The sequence below is a fragment of the Streptomyces sp. NPDC036822 genome, assembly GCF_055609145.1.
The window spans coordinates 113933-131463 of record NZ_JBVJPY010000012.1 but is presented as its reverse complement, the minus strand read 5'-3'; the positions used below and the strand labels follow the sequence as shown (position 1 = coordinate 131463).

Here is a 17531-nt window from a genome sequence, read left to right as displayed (position 1 = left end):
CGCCGGCCGGGTGCTCAGCGACGCCGCATGTCCGCGACGCGGGCCGTCCTCTCGGGGCCGAGCGGCTCGGCGGCCATCGCGGCCGCGCCACGGAACTGCCCGGCCGGGTAGCGGCCGCGCTGCCCGGGAAGGGGCACGTCACGTCGAGGGCGGCCGCCGCCCGGGGGGACGGGGTCGGCCCCCGCGCCCGGCGCCGCGCCCGTGCCCGCCACCGCGATCTGGACACCCTGGTCGGCGAGCGCCTGGAGCTCCGTCGCGGCCCGGTCGTCGTGCGCCGGCGGCTCGTCGGTGACCAGCCGGGTGATCACGTCGGTCGGCACCGTCTGGAACATCGTGTCGGTGCCGAGCTTGGTGTGGTCGGCGAGGACCACCACCTCCGCCGCCGCCTGCACGAGGGCCCGGTCCACGCTCGCGGAGAGCATGTTGGACGTGGACAGGCCGCGCTCGGCGGTCAGTCCGCTTCCGGAGAGGAAGGCCCGGGAGACCCGGAGGCCCTGGAGCGACTGCTCGGCACCGCTGCCCACCAGCGCGTAGTTCGACCCGCGCAGCGTGCCGCCGGTCATGACGACCTCGACCCGGTTGGCGTGGGCGAGGGCCTGGGCGACGAGCAGCGAGTTGGTGACCACGGTCAGGCCGGGCACGCGGGCGAGCCGGCGGGCCAGCTCCTGCGTGGTCGTCCCGGCGCCGACGACGATGGCCTCGCCCTCTTCGACGAGGCTCGCGGCGACGTCGGCGATGGCCGTCTTCTCCGCGGTCGCGAGATGGGACTTTTGCGGGAAGCCGGACTCTCGCGTGAAACCGCCCGGTAGTACCGCACCGCCGTGCCGGCGGTCGAGGAGTCCTTCTGCCTCCAGTGCCCGCACGTCTCGCCGTACGGTCACTTCTGAGGTCTGGACGACGCGGGCGAGCTCACGGAGCGACACGGCCCCGTTGGCGCGCACCATTTCGAGGATCAACTGACGACGTTCTGCAGCGAACACGAAACTGACAGTAACCTGAGCGGCCGATACTTTTCAGCACTATGCGCCGAATTGCAGAAGATGCGCACAGACGGGACCCCCAAGTGATATGGGAAGTCCCGTCGTTGATCACGGAGTGCGAGGAGTGGCCCCCCGTTCGCCGGGGGTTGCCGGGGATTGTCCCCCTCTCCCCGACCGGGGCCGGGCGCGCCCCCGGCGGGGAGCGCCGGCTACGCCTCGCCCGTCGCCTTTCGGGTCTGCAACTGCCGTGCCACTTCCGCGATCGAGCCCGACAGGGACGGGTACACGGTGAAGGCGTTCGCGATCTGCTCGACGGTCAGATTGTTGTCCACCGCGATCGAGATCGGATGGATCAGTTCGCTCGCCTTGGGGGCGACGACACAACCGCCGACCACGATCCCCGTGCCCGGACGGCAGAAGATCTTGACGAAGCCGTCCCGGATGCCCTGCATCTTCGCGCGGGGGTTGCGCAGCAGCGGCAGCTTGACGACCCGGGCGTCGATCTTGCCCGCGTCCACGTCCGCCTGGGTGTAGCCGACGGTGGCGATCTCCGGGTCGGTGAAGACGTTCGAGGAGACCGTCTTCAGGTTCAGCGGGGCCACCGCGTCGCCGAGGAAGTGGTACATCGCGATCCGCCCCTGCATGGCCGCCACCGAGGCGAGCGCGAAGACGCCGGTCACGTCGCCGGCGGCGTAGACGCCCGGGGCGGAGGTGCGGGAGACCTTGTCGGTCCAGATGTGGCCGGAGTCCTTCAGCCGGACCCCGGCCTCCTCCAGTCCCATTCCGGCCGAGTTCGGGATGGCGCCGACCGCCATGAGGCAGTGGGTGCCGGAGATGACCCGGCCGTCGGCCAGGGTGACCTCCACCCGGTCGCCGACCCGCTTGGCGGACTCGGCGCGCGAGCGGGCCATGACGTTCATGCCGCGGCGGCGGAACACGTCCTCCAGGACGGCGGCGGCGTCCGGGTCCTCACCGGGCAGCACGCGGTCGCGCGAGGAGACGAGCGTGACCCGGGAGCCGAGGGCCTGGTAGGCGCCGGCGAACTCGGCGCCGGTGACACCGGAGCCGACCACGATGAGCTCCTCGGGCAGCTCCTTGAGGTCGTAGACCTGGGTCCAGTTCAGGATCCGCTCGCCGTCGGGCTGCGCGTCGGGCAGCTCGCGCGGGTGACCGCCGGTCGCGATCAGCACGGCGTCGGCGGTGAGCGCCTCCTCCTTGCCGTCGGCGGCGGTGACGATCACCTGACGGGAACCGTCCACGGCCTGCCGGCCCGACAGCCGGCCACGGCCGCGCAGCACCCGGGCGCCGGCCCGGGTGACGGAGGCGGTGATGTCGTGGGACTGGGCGAGCGCGAGGCGCTTCACCCGGCGGTTGACCTTCCCGAGGTCGACGCCGACGACGCGGGCGGCCTGCTCCACGTGCGGGGTGTCGTCGGCCACGATGATGCCCAGCTCCTCGTACGAGGAGTCGAAGGTGGTCATCACCTCGGCCGTGGCGATGAGGGTCTTCGAGGGGACACAGTCGGTCAGGACGGACGCGCCGCCGAGGCCGTCGCAGTCGACGACGGTCACCTCCGCGCCGAGTTGGGCGCCCACCAGGGCCGCCTCGTATCCGCCGGGTCCGCCACCGATGATCACGATCCGGGTCACGTGGGTTACGCCTCGCGCTCTCGTTCTGCCGGGGGGTGACCCCGTGGGGCTGCGTGCAGTGCGTACCCCATTGTCCCGCACGCTTCAAGGGTGCTCTCGTCGGGGCCTCCGAACGGCCCCCGTCACGGCCCCCACCACGGGCTTCCGCGATCACCCCTCCCCCTCCCGTACCCTCGACCCCATGTCGCTCTACGCCGCGTACGCCGGCAACCTCGACGCGCGGCTCATGACCCGCCGCGCCCCGCACTCCCCGCTGCGCGGCACCGGCTGGCTCAACGGCTGGCGGCTCACCTTCGGCGGCGAGCAGATGGGCTGGGAGGGCGCGCTGGCCACGATCGTGGAGGCACCGCGTTCCCAGGTCTTCATCGCGCTGTACGACATCGCGCCGATGGACGAGGACTCGATGGACCGGTGGGAGGGCGTGGGTCTCGACATCTACCGCCGGATGCGGGTGCGGGTGCACACCCTGGACGGCGAGGAGGCCGCGTGGGTGTACGTCCTCAACGCGTACGAGGGCGGTCTGCCGTCCGCGCGGTACCTCGGCGAGATCGCCGACGCGGCCGAGTCGGCGGGCGCGCCGCACGACTACGTGATGGAGCTGCGCAAGCGGCCCTGCTGACGGACGCCGAGGCCCGCCCTCGCCACGAAGAGCCTGGTCACGGGCGCGGCCTGGGACAGTCCCGGCAGACGGCCGAGTGCCGGAGGCCACAGTGTTCGTCGGAAACGACAAGACAACGATCGCATGTCCGTCCGCATCGTCATCTACGCGCGTAGGAATTCTCGGGCTACGCTTCTGCGCGTATGAAATCCGTCCGGGGCGCTCCTCGGACACCCCCTCCCCGAGGCGAGAGAGTCAGTGAACGCAACTGCCACCCCGTACGAGGCCGCCGAGGCCGCTGCCGCGCGCCTTCGCGAGCTGACCGGCACCGAGAACCACGACGTCGCCCTGGTGATGGGTTCCGGCTGGGCGCCGGCCGTCGACGCGCTCGGCGCACCGCAGGCCGAGTTCCCGGTCACCGAGCTGCCCGGCTTCCCGCCGCCGGCCGTCGAGGGCCACGGCGGCACGGTCCGCTCGTACAAGATCGGCGAGAAGCGTGTGCTGGTCTTCCTCGGCCGCACCCACTTCTACGAGGGCCGGGGCGTCGCCTCCGTCGCCCACGGCGTGCGCACCGCCGTCGCCGCCGGCTGCCGGACCGTCGTCCTGACCAACGGCTGCGGTGGCCTGCGCGAGGGCATGCGCCCCGGCCAGCCGGTCCTGATCAGCGACCACATCAACCTGACGGCCGCCTCCCCGATCGTCGGCGCGAACTTCGTGGACCTGACCGACCTGTACTCGCCGCGGCTGCGCGCGCTGTGCCAGGAGATCGACGAGACCCTCGAAGAGGGCGTCTACGTCCAGTTCCCCGGGCCGCACTACGAGACCCCGGCCGAGATCAACATGGTCCGCGTCATGGGCGGCGACCTGGTCGGCATGTCCACGGTCCTGGAGGCCATCGCGGCCCGCGAGGCCGGCGCCGAGGTCCTGGGCATCTCCCTGGTGACCAACCTGGCGGCGGGCCTCTCGGGCGAGCCCCTGAACCACGAGGAGGTCCTCCAGGCCGGCCGCGACTCCGCCGCCCGCATGGGCGAGCTGCTCACCCGGGTGCTCGACCGCATCTGACGGCCGGCCGCACCCCGCCCGCCCCGTGACGGGGCCCACGCCCGCCCGCCCTCCGTCCCGACGCCTCCCGCGCCCTCGCCGGCGCGGAGGCCCGGCGGGGCGCGCGGGCGCGGGCCGTACGGGGGTCCGCCCGGGGGGTCTTCCGCCGATCGGGCCGGAGCAGCCGCGCGCCCGGCAGGATCGGCAGGACGCCCCGGGGAGCCCACCGCCCGTCGCGCGGCTCGTTCGGGAAGGGCCGGGCCGGGGAAGAGAACCCGCCCGCGCCCTCCCGCCCGCACCCTCCGAAAGGCACCCACCGTGACGCAGGACGACCTCCTCGCCCGGGCCCAGGCCTGGCTCGCCGAGGACCCCGACAACGAGACCCGCGAGGAGCTTTCCCGGCTCGTCGCGGCCGGTGAGACCGACGAGCTCGCCGCCCGGTTCGCCGGCACGCTGCAGTTCGGCACCGCCGGGCTCCGCGGCGAGCTGGGCGCCGGCCCGATGCGGATGAACCGCTCGGTCGTCATCCGGGCCGCCGCCGGACTCGCGGCGTACCTCAAGGCGAAGGGCCGCACGGGCGGACTCGTCGTCATCGGCTACGACGCCCGCTACAAGTCGGCCGACTTCGCCCGCGACACCGCCGCCGTCATGACCGGCGCCGGCCTGCGCGCGGCCCTGCTCCCGCGCCCCCTGCCGACGCCGGTCCTCGCGTTCGCCATAAGGCACCTGGGTGCCGTCGCGGGTGTCGAGGTGACCGCGAGCCACAACCCGCCGCGGGACAACGGCTACAAGGTCTACCTCGGCGACGGCTCGCAGATCGTGCCGCCCGCGGACGCCGAGATCGCCGCCGAGATCGCCGCGGTGCGCTCGCTCGCCGACGTACCGCGCCCGGAGTCCGGCTGGGAGACCCTCGGCGACGAGGTCCTGGATGCCTACCTGGACCGTACGGAGGCCGTCCTGACCCCTGGGACGGCCAGGACCGTGCGGACCGTCTACACCGCCATGCACGGCGTCGGCAAGGACGTCCTGACGGCCGCCTTCGCGCGGGCCGGCTTCCCGCCGCCCGCGCTCGTCGCCGAGCAGGCCGAGCCGGACCCGGCGTTCCCGACGGTCGCCTTCCCGAACCCGGAGGAGCCGGGTGCCATGGACCTCGCCTTCGAGGCGGCCCGCGCCGTGGGACCCGACATCGTGATCGCCAACGACCCGGACGCCGACCGGTGCGCGGTGGCGGTGCCGGACGCCGCCGTCGAGGGCGGCTGGCGGATGCTGCGGGGCGACGAGGTGGGCTCGCTGCTCGCCGCGCACCTCGTCGACAAGGGCGCGCGGGGCGTCTTCGCCGAGTCGATCGTGTCGTCCTCGCTGCTCGGCCGCATCGCCGAGGCCGCCGGGGTCGGCCACGAGGAGACCCTGACCGGATTCAAGTGGATCGCCCGCGTCGACGGCCTGCGGTACGGCTACGAGGAGGCGCTGGGTTACTGCGTCGACCCCGAGGGCGTCCGCGACAAGGACGGCATCACCGCCGCGCTGATGGTCGCCGAGCTGGCCTCGGAGCTGAAGGAGAAGGGCCGCACGCTGACGGACCTCCTGGACGACCTGGCGGTGGCGCACGGCCTGCACGCCACGGACCAGCTGTCGGTCCGGGTCGAGGACCTGAGCGTCATCGCGAACGCGATGAGGGCGCTGCGCGAGCGGCCGCCGGTCTCGCTGGCCGGCCTGACGGTGACACGGGCGGAGGACCTGACGAAGGGCACGGAGTCGCTGCCCCCGACGGACGGGCTGCGCTACTACCTGGACGGCGACCACAAGGCCCGCGTGATCGTCCGCCCGAGCGGCACCGAGCCCAAGCTCAAGTGCTACCTGGAGGTCGTGGTCCCGGTCACCGCCGCGAGCGAACTGCCCACGGCCCGTGCGAAGGCCACCGCCATCCTCACCGCGATCAAGCACGACCTGTCGGCCGCCGCCGGGCTCTGACTCGGCGCCGGGGGGACTCGCGGCCCGGGTTCCCGGGCGTCCGCTTCGGTCTCCCCCACCGCGGCACGCACGAGGGCCCGTACGGAATCGTCTCCGTACGGGCCCTCGTCCTCGTCTCCGTACGGGCCCTCGTCCTCGTTTCCGTACGGGCCCCGCCGCTGTCCCGCCCCGCCCCCTCCCGTACGGGTGAATTCGGTACGGCAACCGCCGTAACGCGCGTCCCGCGATCAGGTGGTCCGCGCCAGGGTGACCCGGTATCCCGACACCCACCCCTGGAGCCGCCGCAGTGCCCCCGGTGCTGTCCGTCCGCCCCACCGTGCCCGCCTCGCGGCGGCCGCCGGACCCGCCGCACGACGCCCTTCCGGAGCGGGTGCGCGGCACACTGCGGCATGCCGCCCCCGCGCTCCTGGGCTATCTGGTCGTACGGCTCCTGGGCCTGCTCGTCCTCGCCCGCTGGGCGCACCTGCGCGGTCACGGCGTCTGGCCGACGCTGGCCACGTCCTGGGACTCGTCCTGGTACCTCGGGATCGCCGAGGACGGCTACGCGCAGGAGCTCGGCACCCGGACGTACGGCAACAACCTCGCGTTCTTCCCGCTCTACCCCGCCCTGATCAGGACGCTCGCCGCCGTCGCGCCGGGCTCACCCGCCTCCGTGGCGCTGGTGATCGCCGGGGTCTGCTCGCTGGTCGCCGCCTGGGGGGTCTTCGCCGTCGGCGACCGGCTGCACGGCCGCCGGACGGGCACCGTCCTCGCCGTGCTGTGGGGCGCGGCGCCGGTCGCCGTCGTCCAGTGGATGGGCTACACCGAGTCGCTGTTCACCGCGCTGACCGCCTGGTCGCTGTACGCGGTCCTCACCGGCCGGTGGGCCTGGGCGGCGGGTCTCGCGGTCGCCGCCGGGCTCACCCGGCCGACCGGGATCGCCGTGGCGGCGGCGGTGACGGCGGCCGGCCTGCTGGCCGCCCGGCGCGGCAGCCGCCCGGCGCTGGCGGCGGCGCTCGTGGCGCCGCTCGGCTGGCTCGGTTACGTCGGCTGGGTGGGACTGCGCCTGGGCCGCTGGGACGGCTACTTCGCCGTCCAGCGGCTGTGGACCAACGAGTGGGACGGCGGAGCCGTGACCGCGCGGACCCTGCGCGAGCTCCTGGTGTACGACCGGAAGCCCCAGCTCTTCCTGGTGGTGGTCTCCGTCGTGCTGATCGGCTCGGCGGCGCTGTTCCTGCTCTGTCTGGGCGACCGTCAGCCGCTGCCGCTGCTGGTCTTCACGGGGGTCCTGCTGCTGGTGGTCCTCGGCAGCGGAGGGGTGTACTTCCCGCGCGCCCGCTTCCTGCTGCCGGGCTTCCCCCTGCTGCTCCCCCTCGCCCACGCCCTCACCCGCGCCCGCCTCCACGCCGCCGCCCTGGCCCTCGCGGGGGCGGCCGTGTCCTCGGCGTGGCTGGGCGGCTACATGCTCCTGGTCTGGCACGGGCCGCCGTGACTGTCGCAGACCTGTGACAGTCGGGACGGAGTCGTGACGCGCGGAGCGGAGAGGTCGTCGACCTCCGTTGCTAGCCTCGAATCTTTGATCCTTTAACCAAAGTGGGGGGCCACTGTGCGCTATCGCGCGAGAGGAGCGGCGGACCGGCCGCGCCGACGGCTGGCGGCGACCGCCGTCGCCGTCGCCGCGGCGGCCACGCTCGCACCGTTCACCGGGGGGCCGGCGGTCGCGGCGGAGGAGACGACGCCGACGGCACCGCTCATCATCCCGGCTCAGAAGTCCCGGGTCCCGGGGCAGCTCGTCCACGCCGGGGCGACCGGCTTCCTGCACAAGGACTGGCAGGGGTACGCCCGGGTGGCGTACGCCGACGGTGCCTCCGTCCGGTACGACGCGAAGGGCGCCCGCGACGTGTACGGCACCGGCACCGGAATCGCCCGCGTGTACGAGCCGCCGGGAGAGCCCCAGCGGGTGGTCTTCCAGGACGGCCCCACGGCCGCCGAGCGGACCGTGACGGTCCCCGCGAACCAGTCGTTCGCGCATGTGGAGGGCGGCTCGGTCGTCACCACCGAATACACGGGTGCGAAGACCGTCCACGTCCTCTCCCACGAGAATGGTGTGCTGAAGGACCGCACGGTGACGGCGCCGGCCGGTGCCGAGAGCGTCACGGCCCACATCACCCAGGGCAACGGCAGTGGGTTCCTCGTCTCGTACACCGTCGGCGGCGCCCGACAGGTCGGATGGGTCCGCCTCGACGACCTCGTCGTCCGCCCGACGGGAATCGCCTACGACATCACCGGCCGCACCGCACCGCTCGTGGGCTCGCGCGTCATGGACTTCGACTTCAAGAACGACCGCCTCAAGGTGTGGGAAACCGAGGGCGACCTCTCCCGGCCGGTCGCGGAGATCTCCGTGCCCGAGGCGCCCTCGGCGCTCCTCGGCGACTACGCGGTGGTCCGCGAGGAGGACCAGGACGGCGACGACCCGTTCACGCTGTACCCGCTGGACGGCGGCGAGGCGCGCCCGGCGTTCGACGCCGACGCGGTCCTCGGCACTCCGGGCGGCGGCGCGCTGGCGACGGTCGAGGGCGCGGACGGGACGTACCGGGTCCATCGGGTCGGGATCTCCGAGGGCGGGTCCGCGCCCGTCCTCACCCCGTTGTACGAGATACCGCTGGGGATCACCCGAACCGAACAGCTGGTCGTCGCGCAGGGCGTCCTGCACGGCACGGAGAACTACGACTACGACGTGTACAACGCGGCGGCGGTCGTCTCGCGGAACCTCACCGTCGGCGGTGACCTCGCGGCGGGTCCGAGGGTCGACCGCGGACAGGACGGCTACAACAACGTTCCGGGGTACTGCCGCCAGGTGTGCCAGACGATCGTGCCCTCCGGTGACGGCCGGCTCCTCTGGATCGGATACCCGGGCAACATCCGGTTCGTCCGGGAGGGAGAGAACCTAGGGCCCGGCCGGTGGACGGACACCGACCCCCATTCGTCCGACTTCCAGTCGTCCGGCCGGTACGTCGCGTACACCCAGGACCACCTGGAACGCGACGGCACCGAGAAGACGTACAAGGTCCACGACATCGACACCGACAAGAACGTCCTCTCCCGTGCGATCGGGAACCGGCTGACCTCGCTCGACGGCGGCACGCTGTGGGTGGAGGGCAGGACCGCCGGCGTCGTCGACGCGGTCGACGTCCGCACCGGCGCGACCACGCGCTCGGTGAGGGTCGCTGGCTGCGACCTGACCGGGCTGCAGGCGGTCGGATCGGCCGTGTACTGGAAGTGTGCGACGGCCTCCGGGGTGAAGGACCTCGACACGGGGGCGGACGTGTCGCTGCCCGCCCACACCTCCGCTCTGCTCGGCGACGGCTACGTCGCCCACGCCCAGGGCCACACGGTCTCCGCCACCCCCCTGCGCGGGGGCGGCGCGACCCGCGTCATCGGAACCGTGGCGGACCCCGTGCCGGGCCGCGGCTGGACCGTGGACCGGTTCGGCGGCCACGTCAGCTACGTGGACGCCGCGGAGGACATCCACGTCGTACCCGTCGGGGTGGCGGCGCCGCCGCTGCGGCTGCTCGACTCCCGGCCTCCCGCCGAGATCCTGGACCGCAAGGCCACCGACCCGGCCTGGTCGGGCAGCTGGTGGCTGTCCAAGCCCGCCTCGTCCTGGCGGATCGACGTCCGTGACGCGGCCGGCACCGTCGTCCACACCCTGAGGGGAGGCGAGGCCCGCGGTGTGGTCGAGGCCCGGTGGGACGGGAAGGACGCGTCGGGGACCGCGCTGCCGGACGGACTGTACGACTGGACGCTGACGGCCGTCCCGGCGGACGGCGAGGGCCAGGCGCTCACGCGGACCGGTGACGTCGCGCTGACGCGCGCCGACTCCCTGGCCTCCGGGGCGTACCAGCCGGTGACTCCGGCGCGGGTGATGGACACCCGCGACGGCACGGGCGTCGCCAAGGCCAGGATCGGCGCGGACGGAACGGTCACCCTGACCGTCGCGGGCAAGGGCGGCGTGCCGGCGAGAGGCGTCTCCGCCGTCGTCCTCAACGTCACCGCCACCAACCCGACGGCCGGAACGTTCGTCTCCGTCTACCCCTACGGCACCACCCGCACCAGCGCGTCCAACCTCAACGTCGTCGCGGGACAGACCGTCCCCAACCTGGTCGTGGTGCCCGTCAAGGACGGCAAGGTCACCTTCTACAACCGCAACGGCAGCGTCGACCTCATCGCCGACGTCGCCGGGTACTACTCCCTCACGGGTTCCGGTTCCCGGTTCGAGCCGGTGACCCCGGCGCGGGTGATGGACACCCGCGACGGCACGGGCGTCGCCAAGGCCAGGATCGGCGCGGACGGGACCGTCTCGCTGACGGTCGCGGGCAAGGGCGGCGTCCCCGCCACCGGTGTCACCGCCGTCGTCCTCAACGTCACCGCCACCAACCCGACGGCCGGAACGTTCATCTCCGTCCACCCCTACGGCACCACCCGCACCAGCGCGTCCAACCTCAACGTCGTCGCGGGACAGACCGTCCCCAACCTGGTCGTGGTGCCCGTCAAGGACGGCAAGGTCACCTTCTACAACCGCAACGGCAGCGTCGACCTCATCGCCGACGTCGCCGGGTACTACACCGACACGGGGGCGGGCTCGCTCTACGAGCCGGTGACCCCGGCACGGGTGATGGACACCCGCGACGGCACGGGCGTCGCCAAGGCCAAGATCGGCACGGGCGGAACGGTCACCCTGACGGTCGCGGGCAAGGGCGGCGTCCCCGCCACCGGTGTCACCGCCGTCGTCCTCAACGTCACCGCCACCAACCCGACGGCCGGAACGTTCATCTCCGTCCACCCCTACGGCACCACCCGCACCAGCGCGTCCAACCTCAACGTCGTCGCGGGACAGACCGTCCCCAACCTCGTCGTCGTCCCCGTCAAGGACGGCAAGGTCACCTTCTACAACCGCAACGGCAGCGTCGACCTCATCGCCGACGTCCAGGGCTTCCACGCCCCCTGAACCGACGGGCGGAGACGCCGAGGGCCGGGTGCGCACCCGTGGGTGCGTACCCGGCCCTCCGCCGTGCGGGGCGCCTCAGCCCGTGGCGAGCAGGATCACGAGCAGCAGCAGACCGGCGGCCGTCGGCGCGATGATCTCGTACGCCCACCGGATCCGCGGCTCGCCCTGGGCGCCCGGGCGGGAGGCGTAGCGCTCCGCGAGGTCGCGGAGGTCGGCGACCGTCTGGTCGGCGGGGGCGAGCCGGGAGGCGTCGTTCACGTCGGCGTGGACGGACGTGCGGCCGTGCGGGTCGTCCTGGGCGGCGCGGGTCTGGCGGCGCGCGGCGCGCTTGCGCTGGCGCAGCGAGACCGGGATGGCCCAGAGCTGGTACTTCGTCCCCTCCCGGGTGAGGGCCTCGCTGGAGTACCCGGCGCGGACGTCGGCGACGGCGGCCCAGGGCAGCGTGATGGAGCGGAACGGGTTGCGGATGCGGAGCCGGTCCTCGTTCGCGTAGACGGCGGGCCGGATGGTGAAGGCCACGACGAGCGGGACGAGGAAGACCAGCGCCGCCAGCGCCACCCACGGCGTGCGGCCCTCGCCCCGGACGATCGCGTCGCCGCAGAACCAGGCGGCGAGGCCGAGCAGCAGGACACCGCCCGCGATCCCGAAGGGCGAACGGAAGACGCGGTCGGCGTAGGCCGGCTCGGCGGGCGGCTGGGGGCTCGTCATACCGCCGATTCTGCCTCAGCGCCCCTCGCCCGGCTCAGGCGGCTCGGTCGACCAGGTCGGCGTAGAGCACGATGTGGTCGGGGCGGTGGCCGTGGACCGGTCCGACCCCGCGGGCGCCGGCTGTCCACGTCCCCGAACTCGGCTCCGGCCCCCGGGGCCCGTCGGCCGCTCGACAGCGGTGCCCGCGCCGAGGCGACGGCCCTGTTCGACCGCGGGCGAGGATGACTGTGACAGCCGTCACGTCGGCCCGTGCCGACCTGGAACGTTCGCGGCCGGAGCAAGGGCGGGCCTGTACAGGTCGCTACGCGCGTAGATATGCTCGACTGGTGACCATGCCCACCACTGCATCTGCAGCACACGCTTTCGCCGACGTGACCGCGTCCGACAGTGCGCTGCGCCGCTTCCTCCACGGGCTGCCCGGCGTCGACGCCGTCGGCCTGGAGGCGCGCGCCGCGTCCCTCGGCACCCGCTCGATCAAGACCACGGCCAAGGCCTACGCCATCGACCTGGCCATCTCGATGATCGACCTGACGACGCTCGAAGGCGCGGACACCCCGGGCAAGGTCCGGGCGCTCGCCGCCAAGGCCGTCAATCCCGATCCGTCCGACCGTACGACCCCGACGACCGCCGCGGTCTGCGTCTACCCCGACATGGTGGCCACCGCCAAGGCCGCCGTCGCGGGTTCCGACGTCAAGGTCGCCTCCGTGGCCACGGCCTTCCCGGCCGGGCGCGCCGCGCTCCCCGTGAAGCTCGCGGACACCGCCGACGCGATCGCCGCCGGCGCCGACGAGATCGACATGGTCATCGACCGTGGCGCCTTCCTCGCCGGCCGCTATCTGCAGGTCTTCGAGCAGATCGCCGCGATCAAGGCCGAGTGCGGCGACCGCGCCCGCCTCAAGGTGATCTTCGAGACCGGCGAGCTGTCCACGTACGACAACATCCGCCGCGCCTCCTGGCTCGGGATGATGGCCGGCGCCGACTTCATCAAGACCTCGACCGGCAAGGTCGCGGTCAACGCCACCCCGGCCAACACGCTGCTGATGCTGGAGGCGGTGCGCGACTTCCGCGCGCAGACCGGCGTCCAGATCGGCGTGAAGCCGGCCGGCGGCATCCGCAACACCAAGGAAGCCGTCAAGTTCCTGGTCCTGGTCAACGAGACCGTGGGGTCGGACTGGCTGGACAACCACTGGTTCCGCTTCGGTGCCTCCAGCCTGCTCAACGACCTGCTCATGCAGCGTCAGAAGCTGGCGACCGGCCGCTACTCCGGCCCCGACTACGTCACGGTGGACTGATCGATCATGGCATCTGTATTCGAGTACGCACCGGCGCCCGAGTCACGCTCGGTCGTCGACATCGCTCCGTCGTACGGCCTGTTCATCGACGGCGAGTTCGTCGACGCGGCCGACGGCAAGGTCTTCAAGACCGTCTCGCCCTCCTCCGAGGAGGTCCTCGCCGAGGTCGCCCGGGCGGGTGCCGAGGACGTCGACCGCGCGGTGAAGGCGGCACGGAAGGCGTTCGAGAAGTGGTCGGCGCTGCCCGGCTCCGAGCGCGCCAAGTACCTCTTCCGCATCGCCCGGATCATCCAGGAGCGCAGCCGCGAGCTGGCCGTCCTGGAGACCCTGGACAACGGCAAGCCGATCAAGGAGACGCGCGACGCGGACCTCCCGCTCGTCGCCGCTCACTTCTTCTACTACGCCGGCTGGGCCGACAAGCTCGACCACGCCGGATACGGCGCGAACCCGCGGCCGCTGGGCGTGGCCGGCCAGGTCATCCCGTGGAACTTCCCGCTGCTGATGCTGGCGTGGAAGATCGCCCCGGCGCTGGCGACCGGCAACACCGTCGTGCTGAAGCCCGCCGAGACCACCCCGCTGTCCGCCCTGTTCTTCGCGGACATCTGCCGTCAGGCCGGGCTGCCCAAGGGCGTCGTCAACATCCTCCCCGGCTACGGGGACACCGGCGCCGCGCTCGTCGAGCACCCGGACGTGAACAAGGTGGCCTTCACCGGCTCCACTGCGGTCGGCAAGTCCATCGCCCGCTCGGTCGCCGGCACGCGCAAGAAGCTGACGCTGGAGCTGGGCGGCAAGGGCGCGAACATCGTCTTCGACGACGCGCCGATCGACCAGGCCGTCGAGGGCATCGTCACCGGCATCTTCTTCAACCAGGGCCAGGTCTGCTGCGCGGGTTCGCGTCTGCTGGTCCAGGAGTCGATCCAGGACGAGCTGCTCGACGCGCTCAAGCGGCGCCTGTCGACGCTGCGGCTGGGCGACCCGCTGGACAAGAACACCGACATCGGCGCGATCAACTCCGCCGAGCAGCTGTCCCGGATCACCACGCTGGTGGAGAAGGGCGAGGCGGAAGGCGCCGAGCGCTGGTCGCCGGCCTGCGAACTCCCCACGTCCGGCTACTGGTTCGCCCCGACGCTGTTCACGAACGTCACGCAGGCGCACACCATCGCCCGGGACGAGATCTTCGGCCCTGTCCTCTCCGTGCTGACGTTCCGTACGCCGGACGAGGCGGTCGCCAAGGCCAACAACAGCCAGTACGGCCTGTCCGCCGGCATCTGGACGGAGAAGGGGTCGCGGATCCTGGCCGTGGCCGGCAAGCTCCGGGCCGGTGTCGTCTGGGCCAACACGTTCAACAAGTTCGACCCGACCTCGCCCTTCGGCGGCTACAAGGAGTCGGGCTTCGGCCGCGAGGGCGGCCGCCACGGCCTGGAGGCGTACCTCGATGTCTGAGCAGAACCGTCTGAGCGTCTTCAAGACCTACAAGCTGTACGTCGGGGGCAAGTTCCCCCGCAGCGAGAGCGGCCGGGTGTACGAAGTGCAGGACCACAAGGGCAAGTGGCTGGCCAACGCGCCGCTCTCCTCCCGCAAGGACGCCCGTGACGCGGTCGTCGCGGCGCGCAAGGCGTTCGGCGGCTGGTCGGGCGCGACGGCGTACAACCGCGGCCAGGTCCTCTACCGCGTCGCCGAGATGCTGGAGGGCCGCAAGAGCCAGTTCGTGCACGAGGTGGCGCACGCCGAGGGCCTGTCGAAGTCCAAGGCCGCGGAGGTCGTCGAGGCGGCCGTGGACCGCTGGGTCTGGTACGCCGGCTGGACCGACAAGATCGGCCAGATCGTGGGCGGGGCGAACCCGGTCGCGGGGCCGTACTTCAACCTCTCCACCCCGGAGCCCACCGGTGTCGTCACCGTCGTGGCGCCTCAGGAGTCGTCGTTCCTCGGCCTGGTGTCGGTGGTCGCCCCGGTGATCGCGACCGGCAACACGGCCGTCGTGATCGCGAGCGAGAAGGCTCCGCTGCCGGCCCTGTCCCTGGGCGAGGTGCTCGCCACGTCCGACCTGCCGGGCGGTGTCGTCAACATCCTCTCCGGCAAGGCCGCGGAGATGGGCCCGCACCTGGCGGCGCACCAGGACGTCAACGCGATCGACCTGACGGGCGCGGACGCGGATCTCGCGCGCGAGCTGGAGATCGCGGCGGCGGACAACCTCAAGCGCGTCCTGCGCCCTCGCGCCGTGGACTTCACGGCACCGCAGGGGACGGAGCGCCTGACCGCCTTCCTGGAGACCAAGACCGTCTGGCACCCGACGGGTTCGCTGGGCGCGAGCGGCTCCGCCTACTAGCTCCACCGGCCGAGGCCCCCGGGTGTTCGCACCCGGGGGCCTTGCGCTTGCCCGTGACCGAACCCATGATCCAGTCATGCTGAGGCAATTGATCAAGGGAGACAACGCCTTCGTCCCGACAGCCGCGCTGCGCGTCGCCGTCCGAAGCGGGGTGGACGTCGCGGCGCTGCTCGTGACGGAGACGGGCAGGGTCCGGGGGGACGCCGACATCGTCTTCCCCGGCGCGCCCGTCCACGCGTCGGGCGCGGTACGGCTCGCCGAGGGCCAGGACGGCACGGTGTCACTCGACGCCGACCTCGCGGGCGTCGAGGAGGCCGTGGCCCGCGTGCTCCTCGTCGTGTCGACGGAGGAGGGCGCCCTGCGGGACGCGCGCGGGCTCTCCGTGGAGGTGTCCGGGTCCGACGGGACGGCCGTCGTGTCGTACGAGGTGACCGACGCGGGCGACGAGACGGCGATGGTCCTCGCGGAGCTGTACCGCCGCTCGGGCGGCTGGAAGTTCCGCGCGGTGGGCCAGGGGTACGTCGACGGGCTGACCGGCCTGGCGGCGGACCACGGGGTGGACGTGAGCGAGGAACCGCAGGAGGCCCCCCACCAGGCCCCGGCCCCGCCCGCCGCCCAGGCCCAGGAGCCGTCTCAGGTCCCCGCACCGTCCCAAGCTCAGGACCAGGCACCGTCCCCGGGTCAGGCGCAGGGTCTGCGCCTGACCCGGGACCAGATCCTCGACATGACCCCGGACCAGATCCGGGCCCTGGCCGCGGAGCGGGCCCAGGCCCGGGCGTCGGCGCCCCGGACGACGCCTCCCCCGCCCGGGCCTCGGCCCGACCCGTCGGTCTGGACGTGCGGGCCCGTCTTCAAGCCGCGCACCGTCACCGGCCGGGACAGCGACGTGATCACCGAGAAGGATCTGCCGCCCGGCCCCCTCATGGTGGAACTGACGCTGAAGGGCGAAGGACACCAAGCCCTGTGGCCCCTCGACGACTCCAACGCCACCGGGACTTCCCTCGTCAACACCACGGAGAAGGGCTTCCGGGGCCGGGTGCTCGCCTCCGTCCCCGGGCACGGGCGCCTGCGCCTGCGCCTGAAGGCGAGCGGCTCCTGGGAGATGCGGATCCTCCCGCTGGCGGAGGCCCGGCGTCTGACGGAGGGCCGCCTGGAGTCCTGGGGCCCCGACCTCCTGCTCCACACCGGAGGGACGGCCGACGCCGCCTTCCACTACCGCGGCGACGGCAATTTCGTCGTCTACCTCTACAGACTGGCGGGGCACACGGACCCCACCACGCTTCCGAGGTCCGGAAGCTCCGTCATCAACGAGATCGGCGGACGCCGGGACACCGTGCCGCTGCCGGAGGGCCCGCTCCTCGTCCAGGTGTCCATGGGCGAGGGCCCCTGGAGCGCGCGCCTGAAGGACGTGCAGCCGCACAGCGGCGGCGAGAACGTCCCGGCGAAGCTGCCCGGGCCCCGCAGGGCACTGGGCTGGCTGCGCCGCGCCCGCGGCTGAGCCCGCCCCTTCGTTACGGGAGCGTCCCCTGCGTCAGCGGACCCGCCACCGGCAGGTCCGCGACGGCGCCGCCCTTCGTGAGGTGGTCGGTGACGAGGTGGGTGCCGACCGGCTTGAAGTCGGCGACCTGGGTGCCGACGCCGTTGTCGAGCGGATCGACGCCGGTGCCGGCCAGCGGATGGAGCCGAAGCTCCGTCAGGGGGTCGACGCCGTGCCCGACGGCGCCGAGGACACCCGCGCCGGCGGTGGCCGTGTCGGAGCCGACGAGCGTGTCGAGCGGCAACGGCGCCGGGGCCGACGCGTGCGCGGCGGCGCCGAGTCCGAGGACCGCGGCCCCCGCGGCCATCACGGTCAGCCCGGCCTTCGCCGGTCCACCGCGACGGGGAGTCGCGGATCTTGCGTGACGCGCCATGGGAGCCTCCGGCTTCGGGTGATCACGAAGGCACCGAGCGTAGTGGGGGTGTGATGCTCATACCAACGG

13 protein-coding genes are annotated in these 17531 nt (G+C 72.9%); 9 read left to right on the top strand and 4 right to left on the bottom strand.

Features of this window, described 5'->3' with window-relative positions:
• Positions 1-14 precede the first annotated feature (14 nt).
• Both ACZ68P_RS25465 and ACZ68P_RS25460 read right to left on the bottom strand, forming a co-directional pair.
• Positions 15-944: a DeoR/GlpR family DNA-binding transcription regulator gene (locus ACZ68P_RS25465; protein WP_471010170.1), complete on the bottom strand. Its 930-nt coding sequence runs from the start codon at positions 942-944 to the stop codon at positions 15-17.
• A 245-nt stretch (positions 945-1189) separates the two neighbouring features.
• Positions 1190-2629: an NAD(P)H-quinone dehydrogenase gene (locus ACZ68P_RS25460; RefSeq protein WP_365714260.1), complete on the bottom strand. Its 1440-nt coding sequence runs from the start codon at positions 2627-2629 to the stop codon at positions 1190-1192.
• Positions 2630-2810: 181 nt separating this feature from the next.
• Between ACZ68P_RS25460 and ACZ68P_RS25455 the strand changes: the two genes are divergently transcribed.
• From ACZ68P_RS25455 to ACZ68P_RS25435, 5 genes are all read left to right on the top strand, one after another.
• Complete coding sequence (locus ACZ68P_RS25455) at positions 2811-3248, top strand: gamma-glutamylcyclotransferase family protein (protein WP_365714259.1); 438 nt, start codon at positions 2811-2813, stop codon at positions 3246-3248.
• A 237-nt stretch (positions 3249-3485) separates the two neighbouring features.
• Positions 3486-4289: a purine-nucleoside phosphorylase gene (locus ACZ68P_RS25450; protein WP_365714258.1), complete on the top strand. Its 804-nt coding sequence runs from the start codon at positions 3486-3488 to the stop codon at positions 4287-4289.
• Positions 4290-4586: 297 nt separating this feature from the next.
• Positions 4587-6239, top strand: a complete 1653-nt coding sequence (locus tag ACZ68P_RS25445) for a phospho-sugar mutase (RefSeq protein WP_471009956.1) — start codon at positions 4587-4589, stop codon at positions 6237-6239.
• Between the two features lie 286 nt (positions 6240-6525).
• On the top strand, positions 6526-7710 hold the full coding sequence (locus ACZ68P_RS25440) for a hypothetical protein (RefSeq protein ID WP_471009953.1): 1185 nt from the start codon (positions 6526-6528) through the stop codon (positions 7708-7710).
• Positions 7711-7824: 114 nt separating this feature from the next.
• The gene (locus ACZ68P_RS25435; RefSeq protein ID WP_471009950.1) at positions 7825-11226 is read left to right on the top strand and encodes a FlgD immunoglobulin-like domain containing protein; all 3402 of its coding nucleotides are present in this window, start codon (positions 7825-7827) and stop codon (positions 11224-11226) included.
• A 75-nt stretch (positions 11227-11301) separates the two neighbouring features.
• On the opposite strand, the gene ACZ68P_RS25430 is transcribed toward ACZ68P_RS25435, so the two are convergent.
• The gene (locus tag ACZ68P_RS25430) at positions 11302-11934 is read right to left on the bottom strand and encodes a PH domain-containing protein (protein WP_471009948.1); all 633 of its coding nucleotides are present in this window, start codon (positions 11932-11934) and stop codon (positions 11302-11304) included.
• A gap of 332 nt (positions 11935-12266) precedes the next feature.
• On the opposite strand from ACZ68P_RS25430, the gene deoC reads away from it, so the two are divergent.
• The 4 genes from deoC (at position 12267) to ACZ68P_RS25410 (ending at position 17050) form a co-directional block, all read left to right on the top strand.
• Entirely contained in the window at positions 12267-13226 is a 960-nt protein-coding gene (gene deoC / locus ACZ68P_RS25425) for a deoxyribose-phosphate aldolase (protein WP_471009946.1), read from the top strand.
• 6 nt (positions 13227-13232) lie between these two features.
• Positions 13233-14669: an aldehyde dehydrogenase family protein gene (locus tag ACZ68P_RS25420; protein WP_471009945.1), complete on the top strand. Its 1437-nt coding sequence runs from the start codon at positions 13233-13235 to the stop codon at positions 14667-14669.
• Positions 14662-15552 carry an aldehyde dehydrogenase family protein gene (locus tag ACZ68P_RS25415; RefSeq protein ID WP_471009942.1) on the top strand — a complete coding sequence of 297 codons (891 nt, stop codon included), beginning with the start codon at positions 14662-14664 and terminating at the stop codon, positions 15550-15552. The genes ACZ68P_RS25420 and ACZ68P_RS25415 overlap by 8 nt, the downstream gene beginning before the upstream one ends.
• Before the next feature lie 76 nt (positions 15553-15628).
• Positions 15629-17050 (top strand): TerD family protein, encoded by a 1422-nt coding sequence (locus ACZ68P_RS25410; protein ID WP_471009939.1) that lies wholly within the window; start codon positions 15629-15631, stop codon positions 17048-17050.
• 13 nt (positions 17051-17063) lie between these two features.
• On the opposite strand, the gene ACZ68P_RS25405 is transcribed toward ACZ68P_RS25410, so the two are convergent.
• A complete protein-coding gene (locus tag ACZ68P_RS25405; protein WP_471009937.1) occupies positions 17064-17462 on the bottom strand; it encodes a hypothetical protein in 399 nt (132 codons plus the stop codon).
• Between the last annotated feature and the right edge of the window lie 69 nt (positions 17463-17531).